Source organism: Stenotrophomonas maltophilia (genome assembly GCF_002799245.1).
GTDB lineage: Bacteria > Pseudomonadota > Gammaproteobacteria > Xanthomonadales > Xanthomonadaceae > Stenotrophomonas > Stenotrophomonas maltophilia_S.
In genome coordinates, this window is sequence record NZ_NEQV01000006.1 from 157307 (window position 1) to 175281 (window position 17975).

A 17975-nucleotide genomic window follows, 5' to 3' on the forward strand; every position below is an offset into this window, starting at 1 on the left:
GCACATGAACGCCCCGCTCTTCCCGATTTCCCCGCTGCTGCCGCAGATCCAGCAGCACCTGGCCGCGCAGCCACGCCTGGTGCTGGAGGCCCCGCCCGGCGCCGGCAAGACCACCCAGGTGCCACTGGCGCTGCTCGATGCACCATGGCTGCAGGGCAGGAAGATCATCCTGCTGGAACCGCGCCGGGTCGCCGCACGCAGCGCGGCACTGTTCATGGCACGGCAGCTGGGTGAAGAGGTGGGCGGCACGGTCGGCTACCGCATCCGCTTCGAGAACAAGGTCTCGTCACGTACGCGGATCGAGGTGGTCACCGAAGGCATCCTGACCCGCATGCTGCAGGACGACCCGATGCTGGAAGAGGTCGGCGCGATCCTGTTCGACGAGTTCCATGAGCGCCATCTCAGTGGCGATCTGGGCCTGGCGCTGGCGCTGGACGTGCAGGCGCAGCTGCGCGACGACCTGCGCCTGGTGGTGATGTCGGCCACACTGGATGGCGAGCGGCTGGCGCGCTTCCTCGATGCACCCCGCCTGAGCAGCGAGGGCCGCAGCTTCCCGGTGGCGGTCAGCCACTTCCCGGCGCGCCGCGACGAAGCGCTGGAGCTGCAGGTACGCCGCGCGGTGCAGCAGGCCTTGGCCGAGCACCCCGGTGACCTGCTGGTGTTCCTGCCCGGCCAGCGCGAGATCGCGCGGGTGCAGGCCGGGCTGCAGGAATCACTGGACGGCAATGTCGAGGTGCTGGCCCTGCACGGTGAGCTGCCGGTGGAACAGCAGGCGCGCGTACTGCAGGCCGCTGGTGATGGCCGCCGCCGCGTGGTGCTGGCCACCAACGTCGCCGAGTCGTCGGTGACGCTGCCCGGCGTGCGCGTGGTGATCGACAGCGGGCAGGCACGCGAACCGCGCTACGACCCCAACAGTGGTTTCACCCGGCTGGACGTGGTGGCCATCGCGCAGGCGTCGGCCGACCAGCGCGCGGGCCGTGCCGGCCGCGTGGCCGAGGGCGTGGCGTGGCGGCTGTGGCCGCAGTCGCAGCGGCTGGAGCCGCAGCGCCGCGCCGAGATCGACCAGGTGGAACTGGCAGGGCTGGCACTGGAGCTGGCAGCCTGGGGCAGCAGCGACCTGCGCTTTCTCGATCCGCCACCGGCCGGCCCGATGGGCGCCGCCCGCGAACTGCTGCAGCGGTTGGGCGCGCTGTCCAGCAGCGGCGCGATCACCGCACTCGGCCGCCGTGTGCTGGCGCTGGGCACGCACCCACGGATGGCGGCGATGCTGCTGGCCGCACCGGATGCGCGTGCACAGGCGCTGGCCGCCGACCTGGCCGCGCTGCTCGAAGCGCGCGATCCGCTGCGCCAGGGCGGTGACGCGCTGGCCGCCCGCTGGCGCGCACTGGCCGCGTTCCGCAATGGCCGCGCGCCGGGCGACGCCAATCGCAGCGGGCTGGCCGCCATCGATGCTGCCGCCAGGCAGTGGCGTCGCCGCCTGCGCTGCGAGGCCATGCCGCCGGTCAGCATCGAGGCCCACGAGCTGGGTGACCTGCTCGCGCATGCCTTCCCCGACCGGATCGGTTTCCAGCATCCCGGCGATCCGCTGCGCTATCTGCTCGCCAATGGCCGCAGCGCGCGCCTGCACGAACTGAGCGACCTGCGCGGTGAGCCCTGGCTGGTGGCCAGCGAACTGCGCTTCGAGGCGCGTGATGCCCTGCTGCTGCGTGCCGCGCCAGTGGACGAGGATCGGCTGCGCAAGGCGTGGCCGGAGCGCTTCGTCACCGAAGACGTGGTGCGCTGGGACAGCGAGCGACGCGCCCTGGTGGCATTGCGCGAGACCCGTTTCGATCGCATCGTGCTGGACAGCCGCTCGGCCGGACGGGTCGATCCGCAGCACGCGGCGCAGGCGCTGACCGATGCCGTGGCCGAGCTCGGCCTGTCGGCGCTGCCGTGGACCGAGGGCCTGCGCCAGTGGCAGGCACGGGTGCAATCGCTGCGCCGCTGGATGCCCGAGCTCGGCCTGCCCGATTGCAGCGACGACGCCCTGCTGGCCACGCGTGCGCAATGGCTGCAGCCGGCGTTTGCCGGCAGGACGCGACTGGATGCGCTGGACGAATCCAGCTTCGGCGAGGCGTTGAAGTCACCCTTGGAGTGGTCACAACGGCAGCTGGTCGAACGCCACGCACCGACCCGCATCACCGTGCCATCCGGACTGGAGCGGCCGATCACCTATGCGCTGGACAGCGAGAGCGGCGATCCGCTGCCACCGGTGCTGGCGGTGAAGCTGCAGGAACTGTTCGGCCTGGCCGACACGCCGCGCATCGCCGATGGCCGCGTGCCGCTGACCCTGCACCTGCTATCTCCCGGTGGCCGCCCACTGCAGGTCACCCAGGACCTGCGCAACTTCTGGGAAAACACTTACGCCGAAGTGAAAAAGGAAATGAAGGGCCGCTACCCACGCCATCCATGGCCGGATGATCCGTGGACGGCCACGGCCACGCATCGGGCCAAGCCACGCGGAACCTGAGGGGCGGGGTCGGATCCCATTGCATCGCAATGGGCTCTGACCCCGGGGTCGGTGGTTGGGGTCAGAGCCCTTTCCGCAAGGAAAAGGGATCCGACCCCACCCTGCCTGATCCTGAATGGCTGCAGTAGAGTCACACCATGCCCGTCCCCGACTGACATACCGTTTACGGGCAACACGCGACACTGGACTTCGACCCGAGGCAAAGGACCCCCCGCATGAGCAAGCTGACCGTAATCACCGACCGCGCTCTGGAGCGCGCCCTGGACCTGGCCCACAGCGCCGGCGACGGCCTGAAGAGCGCCGGTGGCAGCCTGCGCAATGCGGACTGGATCAAGACCGGCGCCGCCATCGGCGCAGTCAAGACCGGCGGCAAGGCCGCGACCAAGTTCGTGCGCCGCAATCCGGCAGTGGCCGTGGCCGCTGCAGCGGTGGGTGTCGGCCTGCTCGGCTATGCGCTGTACCGCAAGCAGCAGAAGAAGAAGGCCGCCAATGGCCACGTGGTGAACGGCCAGGCGCAGCGCATCAGCGCGCGTGACCGCCGCAACGACACCGTGGTGGACGAGCACAGCGATATCGGCAGCGACGCGTAAGTCTGCCCGGGTCAGAGCCCTTCCTGCGGAAGGGGTCTGACCCCGATCCAGGGTCGGATCCCTTCCGCAGGAAGGGCTTTGACCCCATCAGCCTGTAAGGGCCGGACGCCGCAAGGTATCCGGCCCTTTCTGTTTCAACCGATCTGCCGCCACTGCCCCGGCTGCAGATCGTCCAACCGGTACGGTCCCATCGACACCCGCACCAGCCGCAACGTCGGCAGGTTCACCGCCGCAGTCATCCGCCGTACCTGCCGGTTGCGGCCCTCGCGGATCGTGATCGCCAGCCAGCTGTCAGGCACGGTCTTGCGAAACCGTACCGGCGGATCGCGCGTCCACAGCGACGGCGCCGGATCGAGGCGCTCGATCTTCGCCGGCAGGGTCGGCCCGTCGTTGAGCACCACGCCTTCGCGCAGCTGTTGCAGCTGCTCGTCACTGGGCATGCCTTCCACCTGCACCCAGTAGGTTTTGTCGGCCTTGTGCTTCGGGTCGGTCAGCTTGTGCGCCAGCGTGCCGTTGTCGGTCAGCAGCAGCAGGCCCTCGCTGTCATGGTCCAGCCGGCCGGCGGCATACACGCGCGGCGGCAGGCCGAACCCGGCCAGGGTCGGCCGCGGCGGCACGCTGCGGTCGGTGAACTGGCAGAGCACGTTGAAGGGCTTGTTGAAGGCGATCAGCATTGCGGGCACGGCAGCGGTGGGTGGGGCATTGTCCCACGCCGCGTCACGCGCCACGTCCCACGTCCCTGTAGAGCCGAGCCCATGCTCGGCTGCTGCTGTTCCCTGCCGCGCTGCGCGCGATGGGCCGAGCATGGGCTCGGCCCTACAGGCTTGACGCGTGTACGCCTTACGGCTTGATGAAGCGCAGGGTCATGCGGTCGCTTTCGCCGATCGCCTGGTATTTCGCATCATCGGCCTTGTCGTGCTGGTTGGTCGGCGGCAGCGTCCACACGCCGTTCGGGTGGTCCTTGGTGTCACGCGGGTTGGCGTTGACCTCGCTGCGTGCGTCCAGCTTGAAGCCAGCGGCTTCGGCCATCGCGATCACCTGCTGCTGGCCGACATAGCCGGTGTCATCGTCGTCGGCCACATCGGCCTTGGCGCGATGCTCGACCACGCCCAGCACGCCGCCCGGCTTGAGCACGTTGAAGAAGCCCTGGAACATGCCCTGCGCCTGGCCGGCCTTGCGCCAGTTGTGCACGTTGCGGAAGGTCAGCACCACGTCGGCTGAACCGGCCGGGCCGAACACCGGCTTGGCCGGGTCGTAGGCGACCACGGCGGTCTTGCCGTACTGCGCCGGCGCACCGGCGTACTTCTTTTCCAGGCTGTCGCGGCTGCGCTGCTGGTAGTCACGGCCACGGCCCTCGGGCACGGCCATCGGATCGACCACAGCGGCAATGTAATGGCCCTTGTCATGCAGCAGCGGTGCCAGGATTTCCGAGTACCAGCCGTTGCCGGGGGTGATCTCGATGACGGTCTTCTCCGGTGCAACCTTGAAGAACGACAGCGTCTGCGCCGGATGACGATAGCCATCGCGCTTGATGTTGTTGGCATCGCGGGTGGACGCCTTCACCGCCGCGTCGATGGCCGGCGACACCTGGATCTTCGCCGGCGCCACCGTGGCCGGTGCGGCGAACGCGGGAACAGCGGCAAGCAGGGCCGAGGCAAGCAGCAGGCGGCAGCCACGCAGGGACGAAGCAGGCATCATCGGGACGACTCCAGCGGAAGATGCGGCGAGACTAGCAGCCGCGGCGTCCCAGGTGTTCACAAAACGTTAGCCGGGTGCAGGTTGCGGAACACTGTTTTGTGGTCACCGCCGCAGCGCGGTAACACAGCGCGTTCTATTCTGGAGCACTTCCCCCAAGGAGTCCGTGCCCATGACGGCAACCCGCGAACTGGGCCGTTCCGGCCTGCATGTACGTCCGCTCGCCTTCGGTGGCAACGTGTTCGGCTGGAGCGCCGATGAGAAGGCCAGCTTCGCCCTGCTCGATGCCTTCGTCGATGCCGGCTTCAACCTGGTCGACACCGCCGATGTGTATTCGGCCTGGGTGCCGGGCAATGCCGGCGGCGAATCGGAGACGTTGATCGGCAAGTGGTTTGCCCGCAGCGGCAAGCGCGACAAAGTGGTGCTGGCGACCAAGGTGGCCAAGTGGGCCGAGCGCCCCGGCCTGACCCCGGACAACATCAATGCCGCGGTCGAGGATTCGCTGCGCCGCCTGCAGACCGACGTGATCGATCTGTACCAGGCCCACGAGGATGACGAGTCGACGCCGCTGGAAGCGACCCTGGCCGCGTTCGGTCGGCTGATCGAAGCCGGCAAGGTACGTGCGATCGGTGCCTCCAACTACAGCGCCACGCGCCTGGCCGATGCGCTGAAGGTGTCCACCGACTACAGGCTGCCGCGTTACGAAACCCTGCAGCCGGAGTACAACCTGTATGACCGCGCCGGCTACGAAACCGAACTGGAACCGCTGGTGCAGCGCGAACAGATCGGCGTGATCGGCTACTACGCGCTGGCCAGTGGCTTCCTCAGCGGCAAGTACCGCACGCCGGCCGATGCGGCCAAGAGCCCGGCGCGTGGCGAAACAGTGGTGAAGCGCTATCTGAACCCGCGCGGCCTGCGCATCCTGCAGGCACTGGATGACGTGGCCAGCAAGCACACCGCCAGCGCTGCACAGATCGCGCTGGCGTGGCAGATCGCGCGGCCGTCGATCACCGCGCCGATCGTCAGCGCCACCAGCGTCGAACAGCTGCATGACCTGCTGGCGGCGGCCAACGTGTCGTTGAGCGTGCAGGATGTCGCGCAACTCGACGCCGCCAGCACGGAAGCCTGAGACCCGGTAGTGCCGGCCGCTGGCCGGCATGACACGCGCAGCGAAGAAAATAATTGAACAAAATGGTTGCGCACGACTAAATCGTGGTTTATCGTGCGCACCTCGTTTCAACAGCCACTGGAAACTTCCCTTGAACGCGCATTCCGTCGCCATCGCCAAACTGCTGCCATGCCTGCGCATGGACGGGCTGGCGCGCGCGTTCGGCAAGGAAGTCCAGCTGACAACGGCCTGATACCCGCCCTGCGGAGATCGGCCACCCCGATCTCCGAGGCCTGACGACGCCCTCGGAACGCACGTCCCGGGGGCGTTTTCGTTTGCGTCGGCACAAGGACCCGCGATGCCAGAACTGCACCCCGCGCGGCAACCCGCCGCTCACTGACCCAGGTTTTTTCGCCGCACCGGAGGAGTTTCTCCGCGTGCATGGCAACGCCTGGACATTATCTGCATCGCACCCAAACATTATCGCTCGCGATAATGTCGGTGGCCTGCACCCTCGACTACCAACGGTCCCGTTTCCACCACGGGCTGGTGCGCGCGGCATTGCCGTGGCGTATGCCGGAGGTCGCGGACATGCCATCGCCTGGATCGCCTGCTGGAGGCAGGCGCCGGTTCGCCGGCACGCGGTTCGATTCCGCGCGGTTCACCACTGGATAGCTCAGTAGGGTAGAGCAACGGATCCTGATTCCGTCTGTCGTGGGTTCGATTCCCACTCCAAACCACATGACCTGTCACGTCATGACTTGAAGCAACACCCGGGGCGCACGCCCCAGCGGCCATCGTCGCCGTCCACCGTCATCGCCTTCGGGCGGGGCGTGGAAGGCAACGGACCGCACGCCGGGCCCCGGCCCGCCGCCACTGCCCGCCCTGGTCCGCACCGGCGCTGCCTGCCGGCGACGACGATGGCAGCACTGCCGGTGCACCGAAGGCTCCGCGCGCGGACCGTCCGCCGATGGCCGCCCTCTTCCGCTGCCTGCACGTGGTGTGCAGGCGGCCTCGCCACGACCTGATCGGCCCGGGTCATGGCGATTGCTTCCCACCGGGTCGAACCACCAGAGCCATACAAGGAGAGACTCCCATGTTCTGGACCATCAAGGTCGTGATCGGCGACGGCGAGCGCGGCCTGGTGTATCGCAACCGTCGTTTCCAGCAGATCCTGCTGCCGGGCGTGCACCGCCTGTCGCCGTTCGGCGGCCGGCCGCACGTGGACATCCACACTGCATCGAAGGGCGCCGCCTACACCGGCAGCGACCAGGACAGCCTGATCGAAGCACTGGGCCCGCGGTTGGACACGCACTTCGTGCTGGCCAACGTCGGCGCCGGCGAGGTCGGCCTGTTGCTGCGCAACGGCCGCATCGATGAAGTGCTGCCGCCGGGCAGCCGCCGCCTGTACTGGCGCGGTTCTGTCGACACCCAGGTGCGCGTGATGGCACTGGGTGACGAGCCGCGCATTCCGGCGGACGTGCAGCAGCGCCTGGGCCAGCTGGGCGTGCTGCCGCGTGTGGCGGTGATCAGCACCGTGCCGAGCGAGTCGGTGGGCCTGCTGTTCATCGATGGCACGCTGCGGCAGACGCTGGATGCCGGCCTGCACGCGTTCTGGAACTTCAACGGCAACGTGTCGGTGGAGCGTGTGGAGCTGCGTGCACGTTCACTGGACGTGTCCGGCCAGGAGCTGCTCAGCCGCGACAAGGTGACCCTGCGGGTGAACCTGGCCGCGACCGTGCAGGTGGTCGACCCGGTGCGTGCGCACCGCACGCTCAGCAATGCCGATGAGTTCGTCTATCGGCAGCTGCAGTTCGGCCTGCGCCAGGCGATTGCCGCGCGCAGCCTGGACGAGTTGCTGGGCGACAAGGCGGCGCTGGACGGCGAGATCGCCGCCCATGTGCAGGCGGCGATCGAGGGCCACGGCGTGCGGCTGCTTGGCGTCGGTATCAAGGACGTGATCCTGCCGGGCGAGATGAAGGAGATCCTCAACGGCGTGGTGCTGGCCGAGAAGCAGGCCCAGGCCAGCGTGATCCGTCGCCGCGAGGAGGCCAACGCCACGCGTTCGCAGCTCAACACCGCAAAGCTGATCGAGGACAACCCGGTGCTGATGCGCTTGAAGGAGCTGGAGGCGCTGGAGAAGGTCACCGAGAAGATCGACAAGCTCACCGTATTCGGCGGCCTGGATGGCGTGCTGAAGCAGCTGGTGACGATCAGGTAGGGGGTAGCGGTGGCGCAGGGACGCGCCGCCGGCCCATCAAGGACATACACGAAGACATGGATACTCAACAGAACTATCAATGGCTGCACGCAGAGGGCACCACGCCGATCAAGGGCTGGGTCAACGGTGTGCCGCTGGAAGCGCAGGCCCATGAGCAGCTGCGCAACATCGCTGCGATCCCGTTCGTGGGGCCGTGGGTGGCCGTGATGCCGGACGTGCACCTGGGCAAGGGCGCGACCGTGGGCTCGGTGATCCCGACCCGCGGCGCGATCATCCCGGCCGCGGTCGGCGTCGACATCGGCTGCGGCATGGCGGCGGTGCGTACCACGCTGCGCGCCAATGACCTGCCTGATGACCTGCGGCAGCTGCGCAACAGCATCGAGCGCAGCATCCCGGTCGGCAACGGCCGTGGCGGCGAGCATCAGCGCATGCCCGACAGCATCCACACCCGGCTGGTGCAGTCCGGGCTGGCCGCCGGCCTGGAGAAGATCAAGGACAAGCACCGCAGGATCCGCACCGACAAGCTCGACCGCCAGCTGGGTACGCTGGGCGGCGGAAACCACTTCATCGAACTGTGCCTGGACGAGACGGATACGGTGTGGGTGATGCTGCACAGCGGATCGCGCGGCACCGGCAACCTGATCGGCACCTACTTCATCGAGAAGGCGCGCGAGGAGCTGGCCCGGCGCGTGCTGGGCTTCCACCTGCCGGACAAGGACCTGGCGTTCTTCATGGAAGGCGAGCCGCTGTTCGATGACTACGTCGAAGCAGTGTCGTGGGCGCAGGACTACGCCCGGCAGAACCGCGAGGCGATGATGTCGCGCGTGCTGGCCGAGATGCGCCACCGGCTGCCGAAGTTCCAGCTGGCGGCGATGGCAGTGAACTGCCACCACAACTACGTGCAGAAGGAGATGCACCATGGCCAGGAGCTGCTGGTAACGCGCAAGGGTGCGGTGAGTGCCCGCGAGGGCGAGCTGGGCATCATTCCCGGCAGCATGGGCACGCGCAGCTACATCGTGCGCGGCAAGGGCAACGCGGGCAGCTTCCACAGCTGCAGCCACGGTGCCGGCCGGGTGATGAGCCGCGGTACTGCGCGCCAGCAGATCACGCTGGCCCAGCACCGCGAGGCCACCGCGCATGTGGAATGCCGCAAGGACAGCGGCGTGCTGGACGAGTCACCGGCTGCATACAAGTCGATCGACGACGTGATGGCAGCGCAGCTCGACCTGGTCGACGTGGTGCATACCCTGCGCCAGGTGCTGTGCGTGAAGGGATGAGGGAGCGGTGCCGGCCAAGGCCGGCACCCATCGCACCTCAATCGTGCTCGACGCCACACCAGCCTGGCAGATAGCGGGCGTCGGCGTGCCGTGCATGCTCGGTGGCGGTGGCCACCGCCCGCTTGAAATCGCGGCGGATCAGCTTGCGGGTCATCCGCTGGCGGAAATGGTCGGCCCACAGGAACTCAGCGAACGGCTGCACCGATTTGGCATAGCCGCCGCGACGGCGCACCTCGCCGGCCAGCGAGCGATGCGGGTCGTCGGCCAGCTCCAGCAGCGATTTCGGCATCGCCGACGGCGGCTGCCGCACGCCCTCGGCATCGAACGGATGCGCCCAGCAGTAACGCTCCATCACCGTCCAGAACAGCTTCCTCGGCAGGTGTGACAGATCGGCCTGCACCACGGTCAGCACATGTTCGATGCCCTCCTCGTGCAGGGCCAGCGCCAGGTGATGATGGTCGATCAGGTACAGCCGGTTCGACGGCCCCACCACCACCGGCACCATGTGCCGCCCGAGGTAGCGCTCTTCGCCTTCCCTGGGCAGGGTCTTCCACTGTGCGCGCTTGCGTTCTACCTCCAGCAGGCCCACGCTCATCTGCGTCGGCCGCAGCTCGAGGATGGCAACCGGCGAAAGCCGTGGTTCGGGAATGCGGGTCATGGCGTACCTCGTGTGCGGTAGTGGTCAACGGCCTGCTGCACGCTATGGGTTGTTCCGTCCGGCCCCAGCAGAGCAGCGATGCCGAAGCGCTCCAGCGCCTGCATCGCGCGTACCGAGCCCAACCGCGCGATGACGAACACGATGCCCTGCTGCTGGCAGAGACCCACCACCTCGCGCAGGGTCTGCGCGGCGCTGTAGTCGATCTCGACGATCGCGCTGCCTTCCAGCACGATCAACCCCGGTGCCGGGGTCGTATCGATGCTGGCCAGCAGCTGCCGCTTGAAGCTGTCGGCGTTGGCGAACAGCAGCGGTGCCTGGAACGCCAGCACGGTCACACCCGGCTCGGTCTCGCCACGGCTGCCCGGCCACCAGACCGTGCTGCCCGGCAGGCGGGTCAGTGCCAGCATCGGGCTGTGCGCGATCATCCACACGCCATGCAGCAGGGCCAGGCCCACACCCATCGCGATGCCCGACTGGATGGGCAGGCAGACCACCGCCAGGAAGGTCAGCACCGCCAGCAGCGCTTCGCCGCGCGCACGGCGGGCGATGTCGATCAACACACGCAGGCGGAACAGGCGCACCGCTACGAACAACAGCACGCCGGCCAACGCTGCCTCGGGAATGGCACCGAGCACGCTGCCGCCGCAGAACGCCAGCAGCATCACCAGGGCCGCGGCGATCAGTGCGCCCAGCTGCGACGTCGCACCGGCTTCCACCACCACCGCGGTGCGCGGTGGGCTGGCATTGACCGGGAAGGCGCCGAACGCGGCTGACAGCAGGTTGCCGGCGCCGACACCGAGGAAGTCCTTGTTGACGTCGGGCTCCTCCTCGCCGGGAAACGCGCGGTCGACGGCGGCCACCTGCATGATGATCACCAGGGTCAGCAGCAGCGCCAGCGGCACCAGGGTGGTGAGCGTCGCCAGCGCGGGCAGCTGCCATGGCGGCGGATACGGTGACACCGCGCCGAGGGTCGCCACATCCAATCGCTCGGCGCCCAGCAGCGCAACCAGCAGCGTGGCAATGGCCACCGCGATCAGCGCGCCGGGAATGCGTGGATTGATGCGGTCGCACAGCGCCATCGCCAGCAGCACGCCGAAGCTGATCAGGGTCGGCAGCAACTGTGCATGCGGCAATGCCCGCAGCAACCCGTACAGGCGCTCGGGCAGCTCGCTCGACGGCAGGCTGACGCCCAGTGCCGCCGGCAGCTGCGAGGCCGCGATATGCACGGCGATGCCGCCCAGAAAGCCGGTCACCACCGGCACCGACAGCAGTGCGGCGACCACGCCGATCCGCAGCAGCGCCGCCAGTGCCAGGAATACGCCGACCAGCAGCGCCAGCAGCACGGCACTTCCGGCCAGCGCGCTGGCCTGTTGCGCAGCCAGCCCAGCCAGGGTGAGCGCGAAGATCGGCGTGATGGTGGAATCGGCGCCAACGGTCAGCCGGCGGTTGCGGCCCAGCAACACGAAGCCGAGCGTGGCGCCGACGAAGGCGTAGAAGCCCACCTGCGGCTCGAAGCCACCCAGCCGTGCCGTCGCCATCTGTTCGGGCAGGGTGATCGCCGCCAGGGTGATGCCGGCGATGGCATCGCGCGTGGCCTGCACCGGCCGCCAGCCGCGCAGGCCCTGCAACGGGGCCAGCAGCGATCTGAGGCGGTTTGCTTCGTCCATGCCGGGCCCGGGCTGCGTGGGTGCGTTGCGCCCACTATCGGCGTTTGCAGGTGGATGCCGCGTCAGCGCTCGGACCGGGGTCAGAGCCCTTTCTGCGAAAGGAATCTGACCCCAAGGGCGCAGTAGATCCACGCCATGCGTGGATGGAACGGCGCCGACCAAGGTCGGCATCTACCAGAGCCGCTGCACTCAGCGCGGCACGCTGTCTTCGCCCACCAGCGCATGATGCACACCGATGCCCGCGCGCACGCCCTCGGCCGTGGCCAGGGTGATGTTGCCGACCGTCGTCGCATCGCCTGCGGCATACACGTTCGGCACCGAAGTCTGCTTCATCGCATCGACCTCGATCAGCACGCCCAGCGGGCTGTCGGCCAGCGCGCAGCCCAGCTGCTGCACCAGTGCCGTGGCCATCGCCTGGGTGGCCGGCACGAACAGGGCACGCTGGGCGATGCGGCGGCCATCGGCCAGCTCCACTTCCAGCCAGGTCGGCTGGTCGCCGTGCACGCCCAGCACTGGCGAGGTCTCGATCTGCACGCCACGCTGCTGCATGGCGGCCCGTTCCTCATCGCTGATCGGCAGGCCCTGGCTGAAGAAGGTGACATTGCCCCAATCGGCGAACAGTGGCGCCTTGCTGGCGGACATCGGATGGCCGCCAAGCAGGCCGATGGCGCCGCCACCCACCTCGTACCCGTGGCAGTACGGGCAGTGCAGCACGGTGCTGCCCCAGCGCTCGGCCAGTCCGGGCAGCTCCGGCAGCTGGTCGGCGATGCCGCTGGCCAGCAGCAGCTTGCGCGCAGCCAGCACCTGGCCATCGGCGGTGCGCACTTCCACGCCCTCTGCGCTGGCGGTGGCCTGCACCGCCTCGGCATTCACCCAACGCACGCCGGGGTAATCCAGCAGTTGCTGGCGTGCGGTCTTCAGAAGCTCGGCGCCGCTGATGCCATCCAGCCCCAGCACACCGTGCGAATGGCTGGCGAAACGGTTGCGCGGCAAACCGGCGTCGATGACGGTGACCGGGCGACGGGCACGGGCCAGCATCAGGCCGGCGGCAATGCCGGCGTAGCTGCCGCCGACGATGAGCACATCAGGATTCATGGTGACCTTCCAGGGAACGGTGATGGGCGAGATGGCGGGCGAAGTCGGCGCCGAGCTGGTCCAGCGTGGCCGCCTGCAGCCGCGCTTCGAGCAGGCGCTGCGCCTCGCGCGCACCCTCGAGCAGGGCGCTGTTGACCAGGTGCTGGATCGGGCAGCCGCCGCCCGAATCGCGGGTGCCGACCTGCACCAGCGGTGGTGCGCCCACCGCCAGGTAGATGTCATGCAGGGTGATCGCTGCGGCATCGCGGGCCAGCAGGCTGCCACCTCCATGACCGCGGGTGCTGCGCACCAGGCCGGCCTTGTGCAGCTGCGCCAGCAGGCGGCGGATCACCACCGGATGGGTGGGCAGGCACGACGCCAGCTGCTCGGAGGTACGCGGAGCGGCCTGGCCGACCAGGTGCGCCATCACATGCAGGGCGTCGGAAAGTGGGTTGGCGGATTTCATGTAACAACGATAGTTACATTTAATCCGCCTGTCGAGGGTCCGTATTCGTTCCATATGGACACATTTGTCCTGTGAAATGATTTCTTCACATCACTAAACGAAACGCGAATGTGATGCACGTCGCACTTCAGAGCGTGCGCAGCGGGTCGATACCGCAGTGCCCCTTCCCGAGAGTTCTTCCCCATGAATGTGTCTGTCCGTGCTCCGCGCCTGCAGTCCAAGCTGCTCGGCGCGGTTTCTGTTGGTCTGGCCGTGGTCCTGCTGTGCGCTCTGGCGGGACTGGCCTCCGCCTGGTTGAAGTTGTCCACCGAGGTTCCGCCCGAAGTCGCGCACAGCCGCGATGCGGAACGCCTGCAGCGTGAGTTCCGCGGCCAGGTGCAGGAATGGAAGAACGTGCTGCTGCGCGGCCACGACGACGCGTTGCGCCAGCGCCACCTGGATGCCTTCGACAGCGAAGGCCGCCTGGTCGAGCAACTGGCCAGGGGGCTGGTGACCAGCCCGGACGTGCGCACGCGTGAACTGGCGCAGGCGTTCATCGGCCTGCACGCGCAGCTGCAGCAGGATTACCACGCGGCGCTGCAGGCGTTTGCCGAGGCCAGCTACGATCCTGCCGCCGGCGACAACCTCGTGCGCGGCAAGGATCGCCCGGTGGCAGCGGCACTGGATGCCCTGAGCACGCACGCTACGCAGGTAGCCGAAGCGGCGCTGGCGGCCCGCTCGCACCAGGCCCGGCAGACGCTGCTGCTGTGCGCGGCGTTGACGGTGCTGGCCGCCGTGCTGCTGCTGATGGGCCTGGCCTGGTGGTTGCGGCGCGCGGTGGTGCAGCCGGTGCTGGCGGTCGAAGCCGCCGCGCGCGCGGTGGCCGCCGGCGACCTGCAGCATGTGGTACAGGTGCGCAGCCGCGACGAGATCGGACGCCTCGCGCAGGCCATGCAGGCGGTGCAATCCACGCTGCGCGGCGTGCTGGATGCACAGACCGCAATGGCGCAGGCGCACGAGGCCGGCACCATCAGCCATCGCATGGACGCCGGTGCCTTCCCCGGTGCGTTCGGCACCATGGTGGCCGACTGCAACACGCTGGTTGACGCGCACATCCGGGTGAAGATGCGCGCGATCTCGATCATGGGCCGCTACGCTGTCGGCGACCTCAGCCAGGACATGGAGCGCCTGCCCGGCGAGAAAGCGGTGATCACCGAAGCGCTCGATGCGGTCAAGCACAACCTTGGCGCGATCAATGGCGAGATCCGCCGCCTGGCCGAAGCAGCGGCCGCCGGTGACTTCGGCCAGCGCGGCGACAGTGCGCGCTTCGAGCATGATTTCCGCGCGATGGTCGAAGGCCTGAACCGCCTGATGCAGACCACCGAACTGAACCTGGGCGAGGTTTCCAGCATGCTGCGCGCAATCGCCGATGGACGTCTCGGCGCGCGCATGCACGGTGATTTCCAGGGGGTGTTCGCGCGTATCGCTGGCGACGCCAATACCACCGCCGCGCAGCTGGCAACCATCGTCACCGACATCAAGCACGCGTCCGGCAATATCCATACCGCCGCGGCGGAAATCGCTGCCGGCAACAATGATCTGTCGCGCCGCACCGAACAGCAGGCCGCCAATCTGGAAGAAACGGCCGCATCGATGGAGGAACTGACCTCCACCGTGCGCCAGAACGCCGAACATGCACGCCAGGCCAACCAGCTGGCGATCGGCGCTCATACGGTCGCCTCGCACGGTGGCAGCGTGGTCGGCCAGGTGGTGGCAACGATGGGCGCGATCGAGACCTCGTCGCGGCAGATCGCCGAGATCATCAGCGTGATCGACGGCATCGCGTTCCAGACCAACATCCTGGCCCTGAACGCGGCGGTGGAAGCGGCGCGCGCCGGTGAGCAGGGCCGCGGCTTCGCTGTGGTCGCCAGTGAAGTGCGCACGCTGGCGCAGCGCTCGGCGGCGGCGGCGAAGGAGATCAAGTCGCTGATCGAAGCGTCGGTGGAACAGGTCGGTCATGGCGCGCAGCGCGTGCGCGAAGCGGGCAACACCATGGCCGAGATCGTGGCATCGGTGCAGCGCGTGACCGACATCATGGCCGAGATCTCCGCTGCCTCGCAGGAGCAGAGCGCGGGCATCGAACAGGTCAGCCAGACCGTGATCCAGATGGACGGCACCACCCAGCAGAACGCCGCACTGGTGGAAGAAGCCAGCGCGGCGGCACGCAGCCTGGAGCAGCAGGCCAACCGCCTGATCGACGCGGTGGATGTGTTCGACCTGGCGACCACGGCGACCACGAAAGACGCGTTGGCGCGCGCAGCCTGATTGATCCGGTTGCCGGCCAGCGGCAGGCACTACCGTGAAACGCGGATTGGGATAGTGCCGGCCGCTGGCCGGCAGCGTCCAACGCTACAGGGGTAGCGGCATGAACAGTGCGGACCAACGGTCCGCACCTACCAGGAACCGCAACGGCCTCGCGGTAGTACACGGTGATGCAATGCACCGTTGCCGGCATGCACGCGGTCACTGGCCTACCCTTTGCCGGATAGTCCCGCCTCCCTCCCCCTCTGCTGGAGCCCCCATGACTGTTCCCGCCTTCGGTCTCGGCACCTTCCGCCTGAAAGACCAGACCGTGATCGACTCCGTGCGCAACGCGCTGGAAGTCGGCTACCGCGCCATCGATACCGCGCAGATCTACGGCAACGAAGCCGAAGTCGGCCAGGCCATCGCCGACTCCGGCGTGCCGCGCGATGACATCTACCTGACCACCAAGGTCTGGATCACCGCCTTCAAGCGCGATGCACTGCTGGCCAGCCTGCGCACCAGCCTGGAAAAGCTCCGCACCGACCGGGTGGATCTGGCGCTGATCCACTGGCCTTCGCCGAACGACAAGGTCGACGTGCCGATGGAGGAGTACCTGGCTGCGCTGGCCGAAGCCAGGGCGCAGGGCCTGACCCGTGAGATCGGCATCTCGAACTTCACCATCGCGCAGACCCGCAAGGCGATCGGCATCCTGGGTGCCGCGGCCATCGCCACCAACCAGATCGAGATCCACCCGTACCTGCAGAACCGCCTGCTGGTGAAGTTCCTGCAGGACAACGGCATCCACATCACCGCCTACATGAGCCTGGCCTATGGCGAGGTGACCAAGGACCCGGTGATCCAGGCCATTGCCGGCCGGCACCAGGCCACCCCGGCGCAGATCGCGCTGGCGTGGGCGCTGCAGCAGGGCTTCTCGGTCATTCCCTCGTCGACCAAGCGCGAAAACCTGTCGGGCAACCTGGAAGCAGCAGCCATCCGCCTGACCGACGAAGACATGGCACAGATCGCCAGGCTCGATCGTGGCCATCGCCTGGCCAACCCGGACGGTATCGCGCCAGCCTGGGATTGAGACAGTGTTGTTGCAGAGCCGAGCCCACGCTCGGCTGCTGCCACCCTGCAGCCGAGCATGGCTCGGCTCTACAGCTGGATGCCGACCAAGGTCGGCACCTGCCAGAGGCAGGAATTACCCCTGGTCGGACAACAACCAGCCGCGCATCGCCGTACTCACTTCGTCCGGCTTCTCCATCGGTGCCAGGTGCCCGCAGTCGGGCACCACCACCAGCTGCGAGTGCGGCACCATCGCGTGCATTTCCTCGCTCACCGCCAGCGGCGTGATGCGATCGTTCGCGCCGCACACGATCAGCAGCGGGTCGCGATAACCGGCCAGCACATCATGGCCATCACGCCGTTCCAGTGCGCTCTGCCGCAGGAAGACCTCCGCGCCCAGCCGGGCGGTCATGTCGCGCACGCGCTGCACCAGCACATAGTCATCCAGCCGAGAAGCATCGATGTAGCTGCGCATCAGCACGTCGCCGAAGCCATGGAACCTGCCCGGCAGGCGCACGCTGGCGCGCTGGCTGCGGCGCTGCTCGGCGCGCTCGGCGGAGTCGGCGCGGATCGAGGTATCGATCAGCGCCAGCTGCATTACCCGTTCTGGCGCGATGCGCAGGATCTGCTGGGCCACGAAGCCACCCAGCGAGAAACCGGCCAGCGCAAAGCGCTCCGGTGCCTGCGCCAGTACATCCTCGGCCACCGCCTGCAGGGTTTCACCACGGGTCTGATCGCCCACCGTGCAGTCGGCGATATCGGCCAGGTCGGCCAGCTGCGCGCGCCAGAGCTCGGCATCATTGAGCAGGCCAGGCAGCAGCAAGAGGGGGATACGCTCGGTCATGGGGGTATTGTGGCGCCGGTGCGGTGACAAGGACATGCTGTGGCTGGCCCTGTGCGTTGCAGAACCGGGCCGGCAGCGCAGTGGCACGCTAGGATGCGACGCATCATCCTCCCCGTTCCAAGGACGCGACCATGGCAGACCCCTACAACAGCGGCACCCCCTCCCCACCCGCGCTGCGCTTCGACGATTCGCTGGTCACCACCGCCTTCGAGCTGCCCGGCCATCGCGTCGTGCGCAACCTCGGTGTGGTGCGCGGCATCACCGTGCGCTCGCGCTCGATCGTCGGCAACTTCCTGGGCGGCATCCAGACGATCTTCGGCGGCAACATCACCATCTACACCGAGCTGTGCGAACAGGCCCGCGAGGAAACCTACCGCGACATGGTCAAGCATGCGCGGCAGCTGGGCGCCAACGCAATCATCGGCATGCGCTACGACGCCACCGATGTGATGACCGGGCTAACCGAAGTGCTGTGCTATGGCACGGCGGTGGTGGTGGAACCGTTGCGGTGATGCCGG

Annotated in this window: 15 protein-coding genes and 1 tRNA gene; 9 read left to right on the forward strand and 7 right to left on the reverse strand. The window is 68.0% G+C overall.

Going from position 1 to position 17975, the window contains the following annotated elements:
* The first annotated feature begins 4 nt into the window (after nucleotides 1-4).
* Entirely contained in the window at nucleotides 5-2509 is a 2505-nt protein-coding gene (gene hrpB / locus B9Y64_RS17875; protein ID WP_100441855.1) for an ATP-dependent helicase HrpB, read from the forward strand.
* Nucleotides 2510-2724: 215 nt separating this feature from the next.
* Entirely contained in the window at nucleotides 2725-3099 is a 375-nt protein-coding gene (locus B9Y64_RS17880) for a hypothetical protein (protein WP_100441856.1), read from the forward strand.
* Between the two features lie 134 nt (nucleotides 3100-3233).
* On the opposite strand, the gene B9Y64_RS17885 is transcribed toward B9Y64_RS17880, so the two are convergent.
* Both B9Y64_RS17885 and B9Y64_RS17890 read right to left on the reverse strand, forming a co-directional pair.
* Nucleotides 3234-3773 carry a pseudouridine synthase gene (locus B9Y64_RS17885; protein ID WP_014038904.1) on the reverse strand — a complete coding sequence of 180 codons (540 nt, stop codon included), beginning with the start codon at nucleotides 3771-3773 and terminating at the stop codon, nucleotides 3234-3236.
* 166 nt (nucleotides 3774-3939) lie between these two features.
* Nucleotides 3940-4797 (reverse strand): class I SAM-dependent methyltransferase, encoded by an 858-nt coding sequence (locus B9Y64_RS17890; RefSeq protein ID WP_100441857.1) that lies wholly within the window; start codon nucleotides 4795-4797, stop codon nucleotides 3940-3942.
* Between the two features lie 169 nt (nucleotides 4798-4966).
* On the opposite strand from B9Y64_RS17890, the gene B9Y64_RS17895 reads away from it, so the two are divergent.
* The 4 genes from B9Y64_RS17895 to B9Y64_RS17910 all read left to right on the forward strand — a co-directional run bounded on the left by B9Y64_RS17895 (nucleotide 4967) and on the right by B9Y64_RS17910 (nucleotide 9400).
* Nucleotides 4967-5923, forward strand: a complete 957-nt coding sequence (locus B9Y64_RS17895; RefSeq protein ID WP_100441858.1) for an aldo/keto reductase — start codon at nucleotides 4967-4969, stop codon at nucleotides 5921-5923.
* A gap of 646 nt (nucleotides 5924-6569) precedes the next feature.
* Nucleotides 6570-6642: transfer RNA gene (locus tag B9Y64_RS17900), tRNA-Gln, on the forward strand.
* A gap of 356 nt (nucleotides 6643-6998) precedes the next feature.
* Complete coding sequence (locus B9Y64_RS17905) at nucleotides 6999-8123, forward strand: slipin family protein (protein WP_100441859.1); 1125 nt, start codon at nucleotides 6999-7001, stop codon at nucleotides 8121-8123.
* A gap of 56 nt (nucleotides 8124-8179) precedes the next feature.
* Nucleotides 8180-9400 (forward strand): RtcB family protein, encoded by a 1221-nt coding sequence (locus B9Y64_RS17910; protein ID WP_100441860.1) that lies wholly within the window; start codon nucleotides 8180-8182, stop codon nucleotides 9398-9400.
* A gap of 37 nt (nucleotides 9401-9437) precedes the next feature.
* Here the strand turns inward: B9Y64_RS17910 and B9Y64_RS17915 are convergent, their stop codons facing one another.
* The 4 genes from B9Y64_RS17915 to B9Y64_RS17930 all read right to left on the reverse strand — a co-directional run bounded on the left by B9Y64_RS17915 (nucleotide 9438) and on the right by B9Y64_RS17930 (nucleotide 13265).
* A complete protein-coding gene (locus tag B9Y64_RS17915; protein ID WP_100441861.1) occupies nucleotides 9438-10058 on the reverse strand; it encodes a ParB-like protein in 621 nt (206 codons plus the stop codon).
* Nucleotides 10055-11725, reverse strand: coding sequence for a SulP family inorganic anion transporter (locus B9Y64_RS17920; RefSeq protein WP_100441862.1), 1671 nt, complete (start codon nucleotides 11723-11725; stop codon nucleotides 10055-10057). The genes B9Y64_RS17915 and B9Y64_RS17920 overlap by 4 nt, the downstream gene beginning before the upstream one ends.
* 189 nt (nucleotides 11726-11914) lie before the next feature.
* A complete protein-coding gene (locus tag B9Y64_RS17925; protein ID WP_100441863.1) occupies nucleotides 11915-12820 on the reverse strand; it encodes an NAD(P)/FAD-dependent oxidoreductase in 906 nt (301 codons plus the stop codon).
* Nucleotides 12810-13265 (reverse strand): Rrf2 family transcriptional regulator, encoded by a 456-nt coding sequence (locus B9Y64_RS17930; protein WP_100441864.1) that lies wholly within the window; start codon nucleotides 13263-13265, stop codon nucleotides 12810-12812. Before B9Y64_RS17930 ends, B9Y64_RS17925 begins: the two co-directional genes overlap by 11 nt.
* Before the next feature lie 183 nt (nucleotides 13266-13448).
* Here B9Y64_RS17930 and B9Y64_RS17935 point away from each other — a divergent pair, with 183 nt between their 5' ends.
* A complete protein-coding gene (locus B9Y64_RS17935) occupies nucleotides 13449-15569 on the forward strand; it encodes a methyl-accepting chemotaxis protein (protein WP_100441865.1) in 2121 nt (706 codons plus the stop codon).
* A gap of 256 nt (nucleotides 15570-15825) precedes the next feature.
* Nucleotides 15826-16635 carry a 2,5-didehydrogluconate reductase DkgB gene (gene dkgB, locus B9Y64_RS17940; protein ID WP_100441866.1) on the forward strand — a complete coding sequence of 270 codons (810 nt, stop codon included), beginning with the start codon at nucleotides 15826-15828 and terminating at the stop codon, nucleotides 16633-16635.
* Nucleotides 16636-16749: 114 nt separating this feature from the next.
* On the opposite strand, the gene B9Y64_RS17945 is transcribed toward dkgB, so the two are convergent.
* Entirely contained in the window at nucleotides 16750-17457 is a 708-nt protein-coding gene (locus B9Y64_RS17945; RefSeq protein ID WP_100441867.1) for an alpha/beta fold hydrolase, read from the reverse strand.
* A gap of 131 nt (nucleotides 17458-17588) precedes the next feature.
* On the opposite strand from B9Y64_RS17945, the gene B9Y64_RS17950 reads away from it, so the two are divergent.
* The gene (locus tag B9Y64_RS17950) at nucleotides 17589-17969 is read left to right on the forward strand and encodes a YbjQ family protein (RefSeq protein ID WP_100441868.1); all 381 of its coding nucleotides are present in this window, start codon (nucleotides 17589-17591) and stop codon (nucleotides 17967-17969) included.
* The last annotated feature ends 6 nt before the right edge of the window (nucleotides 17970-17975 follow it).

Excerpts from the sequence above, each read along its gene's own strand:
- B9Y64_RS17915 (WP_100441861.1), bottom strand. The coding sequence starts at position 10,058 with ATGACCCGCATTCCCGAACCACGGCTTTCGCCGGTTGCCATCCTCGAG.
- B9Y64_RS17925 (WP_100441863.1), bottom strand. The coding sequence starts at position 12,820 with ATGAATCCTGATGTGCTCATCGTCGGCGGCAGCTACGCCGGCATTGCC.
- B9Y64_RS17950 (WP_100441868.1), top strand. The coding sequence starts at position 17,589 with ATGGCAGACCCCTACAACAGCGGCACCCCCTCCCCACCCGCGCTGCGC.
- B9Y64_RS17890 (WP_100441857.1), bottom strand. The coding sequence starts at position 4,797 with ATGATGCCTGCTTCGTCCCTGCGTGGCTGCCGCCTGCTGCTTGCCTCG.
- B9Y64_RS17910 (WP_100441860.1), top strand. The coding sequence starts at position 8,180 with ATGGATACTCAACAGAACTATCAATGGCTGCACGCAGAGGGCACCACG.
- dkgB (WP_100441866.1), top strand. The coding sequence starts at position 15,826 with ATGACTGTTCCCGCCTTCGGTCTCGGCACCTTCCGCCTGAAAGACCAG.
- B9Y64_RS17935 (WP_100441865.1), top strand. The coding sequence starts at position 13,449 with ATGAATGTGTCTGTCCGTGCTCCGCGCCTGCAGTCCAAGCTGCTCGGC.
- B9Y64_RS17930 (WP_100441864.1), bottom strand. The coding sequence starts at position 13,265 with ATGAAATCCGCCAACCCACTTTCCGACGCCCTGCATGTGATGGCGCAC.
- B9Y64_RS17920 (WP_100441862.1), bottom strand. The coding sequence starts at position 11,725 with ATGGACGAAGCAAACCGCCTCAGATCGCTGCTGGCCCCGTTGCAGGGC.
- B9Y64_RS17945 (WP_100441867.1), bottom strand. The coding sequence starts at position 17,457 with ATGACCGAGCGTATCCCCCTCTTGCTGCTGCCTGGCCTGCTCAATGAT.
- B9Y64_RS17885 (WP_014038904.1), bottom strand. The coding sequence starts at position 3,773 with ATGCTGATCGCCTTCAACAAGCCCTTCAACGTGCTCTGCCAGTTCACC.
- B9Y64_RS17905 (WP_100441859.1), top strand. The coding sequence starts at position 6,999 with ATGTTCTGGACCATCAAGGTCGTGATCGGCGACGGCGAGCGCGGCCTG.
- hrpB (WP_100441855.1), top strand. The coding sequence starts at position 5 with ATGAACGCCCCGCTCTTCCCGATTTCCCCGCTGCTGCCGCAGATCCAG.
- B9Y64_RS17895 (WP_100441858.1), top strand. The coding sequence starts at position 4,967 with ATGACGGCAACCCGCGAACTGGGCCGTTCCGGCCTGCATGTACGTCCG.
- B9Y64_RS17880 (WP_100441856.1), top strand. The coding sequence starts at position 2,725 with ATGAGCAAGCTGACCGTAATCACCGACCGCGCTCTGGAGCGCGCCCTG.